Below are 14,170 nucleotides of genomic sequence, written 5' to 3' on the forward strand. Positions count from 1 at the left end.
GCGGCAGCACGGAGAAGCATTTCGAACCGGGCTGCCGCTTTGCTTTCGTTATCTTTTATTCAAACGCAATCCTCCGTCCGCCTCCAGTACTGTCCCCGTCACGAACGAATTGTCGATCAAATAAACGATCGATTTCGCTATATCCTCCGGCTCTCCGATCCTGCCCACCGCCGATTGATCCGCGTAATGCCGAAAAGCCTCGCTTCGCGAAGCCTCCGGCATCCAGTTCCACCACGACGTCCGGATAACGCCCGGAGAAACGGCATTCACGCGAAGAGGCGCCAGCTCAAGCGCCAAATTGGGCACCATCGCTTCCAAAGCGGCGTTGATAGCGGACAACCCGGATACGCCCTCCGAAACGTTCCGGGCGCTGATTGAAGTTATAAACGTGATGGATCCTTTGGCGTTCAAGGTTTTCAAACTGGATTGCGCGCAAAGGAGCTGCGGCCAAAATTTCGCTTCGAAGCCGGCGCGCAGCTCGTCCAGGGACAGCTCGCGAAAGCTTCCCGCCCCTTTGGCGCCCGATACGGAAATGACCAAATGGTCGAATGTCCCCTGGCGTTCAAAAAAAGCTTTTACCTGTTCCGGGGAACCGGCATCCAGCCGTTCACCCCTAGCTTGCGAACCCAAGCTGCGCAGCGCCTCTTCCAGCTTGGCGGGGTCCCGTCCGCTCACGATAACCTCGGCTCCCGACGCGGCAAGCAAACCGGCCGCCGCAAGCCCGATGCCGGAAGTGCCGCCCATAAGGATAACGCGCTGACCGCTCAAATTTTCCATCCGGTTATTTCCCTCCCAAAACCGTTGATTTTCAACATGTTTTTAATTATAATACGATACGTATCGTAATGTAAATAAATTTAGGGGAGGCTCTGATTTATGGATGCCGAACAGGAACATCGACGCGCTCCGGGGCGGCCCAGAAGCCGGCAGGTAGGGGAAGCCGTGACGACGGCCACGCTGAAGCTTTTGCAATCAACTTCCTATAAAAACATCACGATGGAAAGAATCGCAAAGGAAGCCGGGGTCGGAAAGCCTTCCTTATATCGCCGATGGCCGGGCGTTCCGTTCATTGTCATGGAAACGCTCCAGCTCCATGCCGAGCGGGAGATTCGCATTCCCGACACCGGACGGCTCAAAACCGACGTTTTCCGGTACATGCAGCAAACGTGCCAAGCGCTTGCCGGGCGAACAGGCGAATTCGTGCGCTGTCTGATGGCCGAAGCCCAATGGAATTCCGAATTCGCAGCCGTATTCCGCGAAACGTTCATCGCTTCGCGGCGGCGGCATTTGATCGGCATACTGGAGCGGGGCATGCGTCGCGGGGAATTGCCGGCCGATTCGAATTGCGAGCTCCTCGCCGATCTCCTCTACGGCCCGATGTGGTACCGGCTGCTGAACGGGCATGCACCCTTGGACGAACCATTCGTTCACGGTTTGGTCGACCAGCTCTTCCATGATTCCGAGAATTGATGCAAACAAAGAGGCAGCCGCTTGAAACATAAGCGGTCTGCCTCCTTTTATTGCACCGTTTTGATCTTGAACATTTGATGCAAACCGAGCGTCGCCGCTCCGACCGCGGCACCGATTTCCTTCCAATACGGAACGGTGACCGGCGTATTCGTCCAGTCGTCCTCATAGACGTGGATCCGGTCGACCAGCTCGCGGAAAAAGCGTTCGTCCGCCGCGACCCAGCCGTTAAGGATCAGCTGTTCGGGATTAAGCAGCATCAGCATGTCGGCGCAATATTTGCCGACCCGGTCCAGGATGCTCCCCATTTCCTGCGCGAAAGGCTCGACGCCCCGGAAGCCGAGCTCGATAAAGCGGCGGATCGTCTCTTCCGGTTCTGCAAAAGGGAACGAATCCGTATACTGTGCCGTCAGCCGGTTCGCCAGGCTGCTGGTGCTGCAGTCGGCGAACTCCCGGATTTTGCCGGCCCTCCCTTCGCTGCCCCGATAAATCTGGTTGTTCAGCACCAGGCCCGCTCCGGTACCGTAATCGATCAGGATATAGACGAGCGTCTGGTGTCCGATGGCCGCCCCGCTGAACCGTTCGGCAAAGCCGGCAGCGTCGAGGTCGTTCACCAGATGAACCGGAATCCGGAACGAGTCGTACAACATGTCCCTCAATGGCATTCGCTCGATTTGCAAATAGGCGGAGGAAACCGTGTTTTGATCGGCGGCAATCCGGCCCGGAACGGAAACGCCCATCCATTTGACCGCCGACCACTCGACCTTCTGCTTATTCACGAAAGACCGGATCATGTCCGCAAGCTCGCTGCGGATCGTTTCTTCGCCGCTCAGCCGCTTCAAGGGCTCCTTCGCAATGACGCTGCCCCTCATATTCAGCAGCACGAAATGGGAAGGCGCGTTGGAAAGGTCGATGCCGAGCACATATCCGTTGTCTTCCCGGATGCTCAGCATGGTCATCCGGCGGCCGACCCCGGTTCCACTCGTTCCGGACTCATATACGATACCGTCTTTGATCGCGTCTTCGATGAGCACCGATACGGTAGTGGGACTGAGCTTGGTCCGTCTGGCCAAATCCACCCTGGAGATCGGTCCGTCGTGATAGACCAGATGCAGCAGCATCGACTTGTTGATCTCCCGCATCGTCTGCTGGTTGCCGATTTTTTTCATATCGCCTCTCCCAATTCCCTTATTTTTCCCAAATAATGCCTATTATACCATCCGGACCGGGAGAACGATACGAGCGCGCAGCATTCCAGCGAAACGAGCGGTATAGGGAGGCTACCAGCAGGCCAGACCCCCGTCCGCCCGGGGCTCGGTTCCGCCGGCCAGCACCCCGGAATCGTTGTCCCGCCAAATGATTTGTCCGCGTCCGAACATACCGGAATCGAGCGCCCGCTGCACGATATGCCCTTTTCGCGCGAGGGCTTGGGCGATCGCGTCCGGGAACTGCGGTTCGACCTCGATCGTCTTGCCTCTCAACCACCGCCACCTTGGGGCATCGAGCGCGGCCTGCGGATTCAGGTGAAACCGGATCGCGTTCAGCACGATTTGCACATGCGCCTGCGGTTGAATCGAGCCGCACATAACGCCGAACGGACCGACGGGCAGGCCGTCCTTGGTGATAAATCCGGGAATGATCGTATGGTACGTTTTTTTGCCGGGGGCAAGCGCGTTCGGATGCGCCGGATCGAGCGAGAAGCCCGTTCCCCGGTTCTGCATGCAAATGCCGGTGCCCGGAATGACGATGGCCGAGCCGAAATCGCCGGCATGGCTTTGAATGAACGACACCATGTTGCCTTCCTCGTCGGCTGCCGCCAAATAAACCGTGCCGCTGTTCTGCGGCTCCCCCGGCGCCGGCATCAGCGCCTGATCTCCGATCAGGCTTCTTCGCTCCGCCGCATAATGCTCCGACAGCAGCTGCTCCACCGTCACGTTCATGCTGCCCGGATCGGTAATATAAGCCAAGCCGTCGGCAAAAGCCAGCTTGACCGCTTCAATCTGCTTGTGATAGGTCTCCACCGTATCTTTGGCGTCAAAATCGAGTTCCTTCAATATATTCAGCGCGATCAAGGCGATCAGGCCCTGGCCGTTCGGCGGGATTTCCCAAATGTCATAGCCTTGAAACGGGACATGGATCGGTTCCACCCATTCCGGCTTATAGGCGGCGAGGTCTTCCTTCCGTAAAAATCCTCCGTGCTTCCGGTAAAACGCATCGATTTGCTCCGCAAGCGGACCGCGGTAAAACGATTCGGCGTTCGTCTCCGCAATGGACCGGAGCGTCGCGGCATGCCCGGGCGAACGCCACATTTCCCCGGCTCGCGGCGCCTGTCCGCCGGGAGCGAAAGTTTCGAGCCAAGGCGCGAAAGCTTCTCCCTTCTGCGCCGAGATATTCTCGAAGCCAAGCGCCCAATATTTGCCGATCGTCGGCGAAACCGGAAAACCGGCTTCGGCGTATTCGATGGCCGGCTGCAGCACTTCAGGCAAGGGCAGGCGGCCGAATCGTTCGGACAGCGCCGCCCAAGAGGCTGGCGTGCCCGGTACCGTAACCGGCAGGACGCCGTAGCCCGGGATCGACTTGTAACCGTTTTCCTGAAAATAATCGAGGCTGATCGCCGCCGGCGAAGGCCCGCTCGCGTTCAGCCCGTGCAGCTTGCCGTCCGTCCATACCAGGGCGAAAGAATCGCCGCCGATGCTGTTGGAGTTCGGCTCGACGACCGTGAGGCATGCCGCCGCCGCAATCGCGGCATCGATTGCATTCCCGCCTTTTTTCAGCATCGTAAGGCCTGCCTCGGCCGCAAGCGGCTGCGTCGTGGAAACCATTCCCTTGCGGGCATAGGTCGTCATGCGCTGGGAAGGGTACGGATTCAGCAAAGCGTCGTATTTCATGTCGATTCAGCTCCTTCGAATCAATATAGTCTGCTGCCCCATAAGACGCGGCTTCTCACCGAAACAACAAGGAAGACCGGACCGCTGCCGGTCTTCCCGATTTTCCTCGGCGCTTCTTTTACGTTCCGGCGCCGGCCTTCTCCTTGATCTGCTGCAGCAGCTTGTTGAACTTCTCGTTGATCTCCGGGAGCACTTTGGCCGGGTCCGCACCGTTTGTAAATATTTGCTGCTGTTCGTTTTTCATCAGCGACGTAATATCCGCATACCCGGCGATCAAATGGTTCGGCGACTCCTTGCCGTGCGCGATGGAATCCTGGATCACCTGCGTCAAGTACGTCAAATCGACCTGGCTGCCGAACTGCTTCAGCCACTCCTGGTACGCCTTCGAATCGGCCGGCGGGTAGCCCGTCATCGTCGCCCATTTCAGCTGCATGTCCGGCGAGGTCATGAATTTCACGAACTTCCACGCCGCATCCGGATGCTTGGATTTCGAAGAAATCATGAGCGGATCGATATAAGTGAACGGCGTGGAAGTGCCCGCGGGTCCAAGCGGCATCGGAAGCACGCCGAAATTGAACTGCTGGTCCTTGAAGCCGGCCAGCTGCCAGCCGCCGTCCAAATCGAACGCCACTTTACCCGTCAGCATCGGATCGCCTGTTTTGGTGAGTGAGTCGCTGATTGCCGTCGTCGGCGTAATTTTATCCTTCAAAATCAAATCCTGGTACCATTTCACCGCGCTTTCGAATTTCGGATCCGTCAAATCCGCCTTGTCCAGAAATCCGGTTTTGTACCCGTCCTGAAAAATATCCAGCCCCCAGTCCCAGCTGTAGGTCGCCATGTGGGAGCCCATATTCCAGGTAAAACCGTACACGGCGCTCGGCTTGCCGTAATCCTTGGACACCTGCTTGGCGTAGCCGATCAGCTTATCCCAGGTCCATTCCGGATCGCCGTATTTGTAATTCGGGATTTTCACGCCGGCTTTATCGAGCAGATCTTTGTTGTAAAAGACGAGGGACGGGAAAATGGACAACGGGATGCCGTACTGCTTTCCATCCACATTATAAACCTTCATCGTCGATTCCGAAATATTGGGATTATTGAAATCGTTCATGTACGGGGTCAGATCGAGTGTCAGGTGGCGCGTCATATAATCGACGAACCCGCTGTGGCCCCAGTGGCTCCAGACGTCGGGCGGCGTGCCGCCGGCGACCAGCGTCGACATTTTGGAATCGAATTCTTCGAAAGGCGTATTAATGATTTCCACTTTAATGCCCGGATTTTCCTTCTCGAACTCCGGGATGGCCGTCTCGCCGAAAAACTTCTCCCGGATTCCGTCGGATTGAGCGTTAAGCAGCGTGATCGTTACCGGCTCGCCTCCCTTGCCGGAAACCGCATTGCCGCCCCCGGCCGATTCGCCCGTATCCGCACCGCCGCCGCTTCCTCCGCTCCCTCCGCTGCAGGCCTGCAGCAAAAGCGCCGCCAGCGCGACGGAGCCCGTTACCATTCCAAGCCGTTTGCTAGACATCGAACAACCTCCCTGATCTTTTTTGGCCGCATGACGTTCCAGCTTTGAACAAACCCGTTTAACCGCTATTCGCCTGGCATCCCTCCCGCCGCTTGCGGTTGTCCTATTTCAGCCCGGAGACGACAATGCCCTGGACGAAATATTTTTGCGCGAAGAAAAACACCAGAATGGGCGGCAGCAGCGCGACCAGCGAGGCTGCCATCAGCAAGTTCCACGGAACGACGGAATACATGGAGCGGAACGAAGCGAGCGCGATGGAGACGGTAAATTTGGTGTCCGTATTCAAATAAATGAGCGGCTGCAAATACTCGTTCCACCGGAACATGAAGCCGAAAATCGCCGCACTGGCAAGCGCTGATTTGCATAGGGGCAGCGCAATGTTCCAATACGCCCGAAACTCGCCGCAGCCGTCCAGCCTTGCCGCTTCCAGCAGGTCCCCCGGCAGCGTCATGAAAAACTGCCGCAGCAGAAAGATGATATAGGCGGAGCCGAAAAAGGAAGGGACCAGGAGCGGCAGGTACGAATCGGTCCACCCGAGCGTCTTGAACAGCACGAACTGCGGAATCATGATGACCGGGTACGGGATCATGAGCGTGGAGAGCAGGATCATGAACATGACGTTCCGCCCCTTCCCCCTGTAACGCGAGAAGCCGAAGGCGACGAAGGATGATACGAGCACTTCCCCGAGCGTGCCGAAGACGGAGAACAGCGCCGTGTTGCTGAAATAATGTCCGAACGGCCGGGATTTCATCGCATCGACGAAATTGTGCCAAATGATCCGGGTCGGAATCCATGTCGGCGGGTACACGAACATTTCCTGCTTCGTTTTGAGCGCGGTGCTGAGCATGATGAAGAGCGGCAAAATCATGAGCAGACAAATGCACACGACAACGATCCATACCAAAGCGCCGAGCGTTCGGTCCTGTAATTTTCTCGAGCCGTACACGGTCCGGAATTCCGCGTTGCCCGCCTTGTATCCAACGCTCATGTTATTCGCCCCCCTCATAATGAACCCATTTGTTCGACAGCCTCATCATGACCCAGGTAAGTACGCCGACGAACAGGAACAAAATCCACGCCATGGAGGAAGCATACCCGAGGTTGAATGAGTGAAACGCCTGCTGGTACAGGTAATACACGTAAAAATACGATGCGTAGTTCGGCCCGCCGTCCGTCATGACGTTGGCCTGCACGAACACCTGGAACGAACCGATGACGCCCGTGATAAGCAGAAACAGCGTTGCGGGGGAAATCATCGGAACGGTAATCCGCCAAAACTGCTGCAGCCGGGAAGCCCCGTCGATTTGCGCCGCTTCGTACAGGTTCGAGGGCACGCCTTTCAAACCGGCCAAATAAATGACGACATGGTTGCCCATCGTCCAGAGGGACATCATGATCAGCGAGGGAATGACCCACTTCTCGTCCGTCAGCCACTGCGGACCCTGAACGCCGAACAGCCGATAAATGATCAGGTTGACCGCACCGAAATCGGGATTTAACAGCCACAGCCAAAGCAGCGACAGCGACACGCCCGAAACGACGGAAGGCATATAAACGATTGTGCGGAAAAGACGCTGTCCCCGAATGTCCGCATTCAGCAGTAGGGCGGCCAGCAGCGACAGGAACAGCCCGAGCGGAACGCCGACCAATGTGTAATATAAGGTGACACGGGAAGATTTCCAAAACAGGTCGTCCTGAAACAGGTCGATATAATTGCGCAGCCCGATAAAGACGGGCGCATTGGCGATATCGTAGCGGGTTAAGCTGTAATAGCCCGAGACCAGAATCGGGCCGCCGATAAAGAGAATGAAACCGATCACCCAGGGCGAAATAAACGTATACAGGTAGAACGTTTCCCGCCGGGCTTCGGACTTTCTAAGCCATCTCATCCCCATTGACTCCTTTCGTCGCCTGACGAATGCGGTGCAAAGAAATCGTATTTCGAATTAATTTGTCCGGTGGAATAATTAAATAAAGGTCGGCACCCCCTTTCGGATTCGGCTCGTCGTTTCATCTTATTGGCTTCGCTGCGAAAAAATGCTTGGTTCGAAATGAATTCATTTGCGCAGTGGAATAATTAATGGTGGGAAGTTTTGGGAATGTCTTCGTTCGGTTGATGTCATAATACTTTACACATCGTTGAGGTGTCAAGGGGGTTTTAGAAAAAATGAAGGCTTCTCCTGCAGAGTGCGAGGAGACGGTACGACGCCCTTTCATCGGACGAGCGCCTTGCCGTCTCCTGCTGAAGACCTATGCGTGCGGGCAACCGCCGGCGCGAGGAGGATCAGGCGCCGTGCTGGATGACCACTTTCCCGACTTCGCTGGACTCAAACGCTTCCTTCAGCCCTTCAATCGCCTGCGAGAACGGCACCACTTTATCGAGTGCCACCCGAACGTCGACGCGGCCCAGTTCAATCATCCGCATCGCCCGCGGGAATTGCCAAACCGTGGCCATAACGCCGACGAGCTCGATTTCGCCGAACACCAGGTCGAGCAGGTCCATCGGGATTTTCCCGGTCGGGATGCCCGCCATGACGCATCTGCCGCCCCGGTGTACCAGCTGAACCATTTGGGAGACGGTAGCGGCAACGCCGACGCATTCGATTACGATATCGGCGCCGCCGCCGGTGAGCTCGCGAACCCGGCTAACGACGTCCTCGCGCATCGGGTCGATTGCCGCGTGCGCCCCTATTTTGAGCGCAAGCTCGCGCTTCTTTGCCACCGGATCCGTCACGATGACCGTTCCCGCTCCCGATGCCAGCGCTACCTGCAGGGTGAGCTGGGCAATCGACCCTCCGCCGAGAATGACGACCGAATTGCCCGGCTGAATCCGGGCCTTATCGACGAAATTGATCGCGCAGGCGAGCGGTTCGACCAGCGCTCCCGCGAGGTCCGGCAAATTGTCCGGGAGCCGGTGCACGCGGTTTGCGGGCACGCTGACGAAATCGGCATAGCAACCGTTTTCATAGATGCCCAGATGAGACATATTCGGACAGAGGTTCACCTTTCCCCTGTGGCAGTATTCGCATTTCCCGCATGGCAAAATCGGTTCGACCGTAACCCGGTGCCCGGCTTCGATTTTGGTACCGCCCTCGATGTAGCCGTCCACCTCGCTGCCGACCTCTGCCACAACGGCGGAAAACTCATGGCCCATAACGACCGGAAACGGCTTGTCGCCCTGCCCCAGGTCGTGGTACAGCACGTGCAAATCCGTAGCACAAATGCCGGAATAGAGCGGCTTTAAGAGCAGGTCTTTCGGCCCGCACTGCGGGATAGGCAGTTCGGCATAGGCGGCCCTGCCCGTTCCTTGCTTTTGAATCGCTTTCATGAGAGATCCTCCTTCATTTATCGGCGCCATACGGAACCTCGATCTAACGCCGTCTCGCGGAACCGCTGTCTTCGCGTTCCATTGAAACTATCATACTCTCAATTGGCGAAAAGCTCCACTGTCCTCTCGAACGGCCGCTAACATTGCATACACCTTATATCTATCGAAGTCTAGTCCTCAAAGTCGGCGTAATAGAATCGTAGCGATCGTGAAGGTTCATGCCAAGAACGGCTTCTGGATCACCAATAAAGGAATCGAGTTTAACCTGATTCTAATCGCGGTATTTATTGGTGTGGCATTGATCGGGGCGGGAGATTATTCGCTCGATGCCATCCTCTGATGGTCAAAGCCGCACACGACCACGAGGCCGCCGTAGATCGGCAGCCTCGCTGTGTTAAATGAAGTTTAATGCAGGTATCTCCCCAAACCTGAAGAGAAACGATACACTATTCTTTAATTTCCGGCCCTGCCGTTAGCTGCCCGCCTGCTCTTCCTCTTTATGATCGGCGACAAGCTCCTTGGCGGACGATTTGAACTCGTGCAGCGTGCGGCCGACGGCGCGGCCGAGCTCCGGCAGCTTGGTCGGGCCGAAAATGATCAGCACGACAACCAAAATCATCATCAATCCGGGAAACCCGATATTTTGCAGCATGCGGGATCGCTCCTTTTTCGTTCGATTTAAACGCAGACTTTCAGCCGTACCTTTATTCCTTCATGACGCGCTGATGGATATCCGTTACGACCGAGCGGGCGGATTCGATGGCTCCGGCCTGCCAGGCCGTGATGTAGCTGATATGCTCGCCCGCCAAATAAATCCGGCCGTCCGGCTTGCACAGCGTCGGGTAATACGTTTTGCGGTCGTCCGCGGAATACGATACCCATCCGCCCAGGTTATATTTGATCGTCTTCCAATTGATCGAGAAGGAAGCCTCGAATTCGTCCAAATATTGCGGGTGAATTTTGGCCCCCTGCATAAGCGCCAGCTTCTCCCGGTCCTTGTAACTCATTTTGCCGATCGTGTCGGCTTTCGCTCCGGTTACGTAATAAGCGAGCAGAACGCCTTTCTTGGAAAAATATTGCGTCGGCGGGTAATAGATTTGCGTAATGTCGAGATTGGTCAGCGACACGCCGCCGTAAATCTGTTCGTCCTCCTCCCAAAACCGGCGCTTGAACTGCAGCCCCATTTTGCCGGCGGAGGCGTAGCTGATACTGGAAATCGCCTTGGCCATGTCCGGCGAGAAATCGGCGGGGATGCTCTTCAGCACCGACAGCGGAATCGTACAGATGCAGTAATCGCCGGTGATTTCTTTGTCGGTGTTCTTGTCGAGATCGGTATAGACGATCCGGACGCCCGAGCCGGTTTGGCGAATTTCCTTCACCTCGGAGCGGTAGCGGATCATCTTGCCGACCCGCTTCTCGAACGCTTTCGCAATCATGTCCATGCCGCCGACGGGATGGAACATCATCATCTGCATGTCGTACGTATATTCGTTGCTGAAATAATTGCCGAAGCCCGAATTAATGATCGCCTTCATGTCGAACGGGTCGCGCAGGACGCCCGCATCCAGCCGGCTTCCCGGCTCATCCTTGTACCCGCCCCGTTCGGAGCCGCGGTAAAACAAATCCGCGTCCAGGTCTCCCTCCCGGCGCAAATAATTGACGAGGAGGGTCTTGTCGTCCGGCGTAAGCGGGAGATCCAGCGCCTGCTGGTCGACCGCCTTGGCCAGCATTTCCGCGACGTATCCCCGCATATCCGCTTTAGCCGCTCGCTTGCGCACCTTCTGGCCGGAAAGCGCGCCTACATTTTCGTTGTAATAATAGGCGCTGTCGTTCACGTTATCGAAAGGCTCCATCTCCACGCCGAATTCGCGGCAGTAATCCATCGTGACATGGAACTGCGGGATGCGCATCGGACCGGCGTTCAAATACATCCCGTTATCGAACTTCGACACCTGCGTGGAAGAGCCGATTTCGGTCGATGACGTGCCTTTGCGGATCGACCAGTTCCGCCCGCCGGCCCGGTCTCTGGCTTCAAGAATCGTCACGTTATAGCCGGCCTTTCCGAGCTCGTAAGCCGCCGTCATGCCGCCGATGCCGGCGCCGAGAATGATGACCGATTTGCCTCCGCGGCCGGACACGCCAAGGTCACCGCTGCGGGGAGGCGTAAAATCGGCAGCTTTCACGGCTTCCGGCGCCAGCAGCCCCAGCGTTCCCATCATGCTGAAAACGGCGGCCGTTCCTCCCATTTTTCCAACGGTGGTCAAAAACTGCCTCCTTGTCATATCGTTTGGCTTCATTTTCGTCTCCACGCTCGCGACATCTCCTTCTCGTCCGATTAGATTAGAGCCCACAAGGAGAATGTAACATACCGCCCGTCATCTCAAGCAAAATGTGTCAGATTTTCTAACATAAAAGATTTTTATTCAGGAATATTTTCCCTTAAAATATGTTTAATAGACTTGTCAACCCAAAATCCGCTTGTTATAATCCGTCCCAAACCCTTATTTGTGTCAGATAAACTAACATTAGTCTGAGGTATTTCATTTCCAAAGGAGGCTCACGGTAATGGAGGAAAAGGTCATGTATATCGGGACGGTCTGCGAGCTGACGGGATTGTCGGAACGGCAAATCCGGTATTACGAGGAGCGGAAGCTCATTTTTCCCAACCGGACCAAAGGAGGGGTGCGAAAATATTCGTTCGAGGACGTGGCCAATCTCCGCGAAATCAACCGGAGCCTGAAGGACGGATTCCGGACGTTCGAGCTGAGAAGCATGCTGGACAAACGGTCGCACGGCGGGAGAAAGCTCTAGGCCGAATTTAATCCGGAAAGGGGAACGCGTAACATGAACGACCAACAGATGAGCTTGATCCAACATCTCGCCGAGCTGCGCAAGCGGCTCATACGGACGATTGCCGTGCTGCTCGTCACGATGATCCTGGGCATGATTCTGTCGCCCAAAGTGCTGCTCTATCTCAAAAGCATCCCTCCGGCTTCCGGGATTGCCTGGAACGCTTTCTCGCCGTGGGACGGTCTGCGTATTTATATGCAGGTCGCTTTCGTCTTTTCGGTCGGCGTCACCCTGCCTTTTACCCTCTACCAGCTTTGGGGCTTTATGAAAACGGGACTGAAGAAGGAGGAGCAGGATGCCGCCCTGCGGTATATCCCGTACTCGGTCCTCTGTTTTTTGACGGGACTTGCCTTTGCGTATTTTGTCGTCTTTCCGATGAGCTTCCAATTCACATCCCGGATCGCCCACCGTCTGGAGCTTGTCCAAACGTATGGCATCGCCCAGTATTTCGGCTTTATGCTCGGTATTATCCTGCCGATGGCTCTGGCGTTCGAGCTGCCGGTCGTCGTCATGTTTCTGACCCGAATCGGCGTGCTGACACCGAAACGGCTCAGCGCGATGCGGCGTTACGCGTACCTGTTTCTGGTCGTGCTGGCAAGCTTGATCTCGCCGCCCGAGCTCATCTCCCACCTTATGGTATTTATTCCGCTCGTTGCGCTTTATGAAATCAGCGTCTGGCTGTCCCGCGCCGTCTATCGCAAAACGAAAGAGATGTCGGCGATCGAGCCGGCCGTCATGAACGGTTGATCGAAACCGGCGCAGCCGGATGGGCGGCAGCTGATCGGCGAGACGTAATTTTAAGGGCCAATAAAAGATTCTTAATCTATTTTGGCGGAGGTTCGGATTCGAATCGGGAAAGATTACGGGGGAAACCTAGCATGTGACTTTACGTGCAAAGCCAGCGGTTACCCCTTCCGCTGGCTCTTTCTTTCTCACGAAATCCCCCTACATTCCGGGGATACAAAACACGTTCCGCTTAGCCCTGGGTAAATCGTCACGTCTGTTGCCATTCTACGGATTTCATTTTAATCTCGTACCATTCTCAAAATGAGTACTATTAACAACGGGAATCAATCACGACTCCGGGGAATTGATTGTCCATGAGGAATGTGCAGAAGATCCTCACTAATCGTCCAAAGCCTTTCGGCCGACGCCGGATCGATGGCCCACGGACGGACGCCGCGCTGCAGCGGGCTTTCTGGCGGTACGACCTCCGCGATATCGACGTCCTCGCAATAGACGCCTCCTTTTCCGTTCAGCATCGGACTGACTGCGCACCATACGGATGTCGCGGCGCCTTGCTCAGCGGTTTTGAAGCCTCCGGAAGACATATAGGTGCCGTCTTCGTTCCGTATTACGCCCCAAGCAGCCAATTCCTCATTGCTCAAATGTCGGGTCAATCCCGAGAGGATGGCGCCGGGATGAACAGCAAAAGCGCGCACTCCGTGTTCTCGTCCTCGTTTATCGAGCTCAACGGCAAACAACGAGCACGCGGTCTTCGACTCGCCGTAGGAGACAAACTTGTCATACGGCCTCTTGGTGAATTGCAGATCATCAAAATCGATCGGTCCTGTCATATGGCCGATAGATGAAAGTGTGACCACTCGAGCGTTCCCCGAGCGCTTCAGCGCTTCCCATAAGCCTACCGTCAGTTGAAAATGCCCTAGATAATTTGTCGCGAAATGGGTATCCAATCCCCGGGCGTCTTTAATGGTCGGAGGAAAGCTGACGCCTGCATTCAAAATCAAGAAATCAAGCGCGCGATCGAAACTCCCAAAGGCGGCGGCGAACTCGTCGATCGAGGACGGATCCGCAAGGTCCAGCCGGATCACTTCGACATTTTTTAGCGGAGCGAGCACTTCCTGCGCTTTATCGACATCGCGAGCGCCGACAATGACGGTGGCGCCGGCGCCGGCAAGCGAGCGAGTCGTTTCCAACCCGATTCCGCCGGATCCGCCTGTAACGATAGCCACCTTTCCGCTAAGATCTTGTCCAGCCAGTACTTCTTGAGCGGTGGTTTCGGATCCGTATCCCGATTGCAGCGGCTTTTGTTCGGTCGTCATACGTTCAGTTCACTCCTTTAAATGAATTAGACAAAAAACATTAAATGTC

Annotated in this window: 13 protein-coding genes and 1 pseudogene; 4 read left to right on the forward strand and 10 right to left on the reverse strand. The window is 56.0% G+C overall.

Annotation, left to right across the window (positions count from 1 at the left end; all coding sequences use genetic code 11):
* Positions 1-48: 48 nt before the first annotated feature.
* Positions 49-777: an SDR family oxidoreductase gene (locus PD282_RS20525; protein WP_274652711.1), complete on the reverse strand. Its 729-nt coding sequence runs from the start codon at positions 775-777 to the stop codon at positions 49-51.
* 99 nt (positions 778-876) lie between these two features.
* Here PD282_RS20525 and PD282_RS20530 point away from each other — a divergent pair, with 99 nt between their 5' ends.
* On the forward strand, positions 877-1,470 hold the full coding sequence (locus PD282_RS20530) for a TetR/AcrR family transcriptional regulator (protein WP_274652713.1): 594 nt from the start codon (positions 877-879) through the stop codon (positions 1,468-1,470).
* Positions 1,471-1,517: 47 nt separating this feature from the next.
* Here the strand turns inward: PD282_RS20530 and PD282_RS20535 are convergent, their stop codons facing one another.
* The 6 genes from PD282_RS20535 to PD282_RS20560 form a co-directional block, all read right to left on the reverse strand.
* Positions 1,518-2,636 (reverse strand): ROK family transcriptional regulator, encoded by a 1,119-nt coding sequence (locus PD282_RS20535; protein WP_274652716.1) that lies wholly within the window; start codon positions 2,634-2,636, stop codon positions 1,518-1,520.
* 111 nt (positions 2,637-2,747) lie between these two features.
* Positions 2,748-4,355: a gamma-glutamyltransferase family protein gene (locus tag PD282_RS20540; protein ID WP_274652718.1), complete on the reverse strand. Its 1,608-nt coding sequence runs from the start codon at positions 4,353-4,355 to the stop codon at positions 2,748-2,750.
* 118 nt (positions 4,356-4,473) lie between these two features.
* Complete coding sequence (locus tag PD282_RS20545; RefSeq protein WP_274652720.1) at positions 4,474-5,880, reverse strand: ABC transporter substrate-binding protein; 1,407 nt, start codon at positions 5,878-5,880, stop codon at positions 4,474-4,476.
* Between the two features lie 103 nt (positions 5,881-5,983).
* Positions 5,984-6,868 (reverse strand): carbohydrate ABC transporter permease, encoded by an 885-nt coding sequence (locus PD282_RS20550; protein WP_274652721.1) that lies wholly within the window; start codon positions 6,866-6,868, stop codon positions 5,984-5,986.
* A 1-nt stretch (position 6,869) separates the two neighbouring features.
* Positions 6,870-7,769, reverse strand: coding sequence for a carbohydrate ABC transporter permease (locus PD282_RS20555; protein WP_274652723.1), 900 nt, complete (start codon positions 7,767-7,769; stop codon positions 6,870-6,872).
* A gap of 395 nt (positions 7,770-8,164) precedes the next feature.
* On the reverse strand, positions 8,165-9,208 hold the full coding sequence (locus PD282_RS20560) for a zinc-dependent alcohol dehydrogenase (protein ID WP_274652725.1): 1,044 nt from the start codon (positions 9,206-9,208) through the stop codon (positions 8,165-8,167).
* 196 nt (positions 9,209-9,404) lie between these two features.
* Here PD282_RS20560 and PD282_RS20565 point away from each other — a divergent pair.
* Positions 9,405-9,548, forward strand: a pseudogene (locus PD282_RS20565) (DoxX family protein); the annotation flags it as partial.
* A 132-nt stretch (positions 9,549-9,680) separates the two neighbouring features.
* Here PD282_RS20565 and PD282_RS20570 read toward each other — a convergent pair.
* Both PD282_RS20570 and PD282_RS20575 read right to left on the reverse strand, forming a co-directional pair.
* Positions 9,681-9,860 carry a twin-arginine translocase TatA/TatE family subunit gene (locus PD282_RS20570; protein WP_274652727.1) on the reverse strand — a complete coding sequence of 60 codons (180 nt, stop codon included), beginning with the start codon at positions 9,858-9,860 and terminating at the stop codon, positions 9,681-9,683.
* A gap of 52 nt (positions 9,861-9,912) precedes the next feature.
* A complete protein-coding gene (locus PD282_RS20575) occupies positions 9,913-11,472 on the reverse strand; it encodes a flavin monoamine oxidase family protein (RefSeq protein ID WP_338045213.1) in 1,560 nt (519 codons plus the stop codon).
* Positions 11,473-11,773: 301 nt separating this feature from the next.
* On the opposite strand from PD282_RS20575, the gene PD282_RS20580 reads away from it, so the two are divergent.
* Entirely contained in the window at positions 11,774-12,019 is a 246-nt protein-coding gene (locus PD282_RS20580) for a MerR family transcriptional regulator (RefSeq protein WP_274652731.1), read from the forward strand.
* Between the two features lie 33 nt (positions 12,020-12,052).
* Positions 12,053-12,805 (forward strand): twin-arginine translocase subunit TatC, encoded by a 753-nt coding sequence (tatC, locus tag PD282_RS20585; RefSeq protein ID WP_274652733.1) that lies wholly within the window; start codon positions 12,053-12,055, stop codon positions 12,803-12,805.
* A gap of 323 nt (positions 12,806-13,128) precedes the next feature.
* Here tatC and PD282_RS20590 read toward each other — a convergent pair whose 3' ends face one another.
* On the reverse strand, positions 13,129-14,121 hold the full coding sequence (locus PD282_RS20590; protein ID WP_274652735.1) for an oxidoreductase: 993 nt from the start codon (positions 14,119-14,121) through the stop codon (positions 13,129-13,131).
* Between the last annotated feature and the right edge of the window lie 49 nt (positions 14,122-14,170).

Source organism: Paenibacillus humicola, from assembly GCF_028826105.1.
Lineage (GTDB): Bacteria > Bacillota > Bacilli > Paenibacillales > Paenibacillaceae > Paenibacillus_Z > Paenibacillus_Z humicola.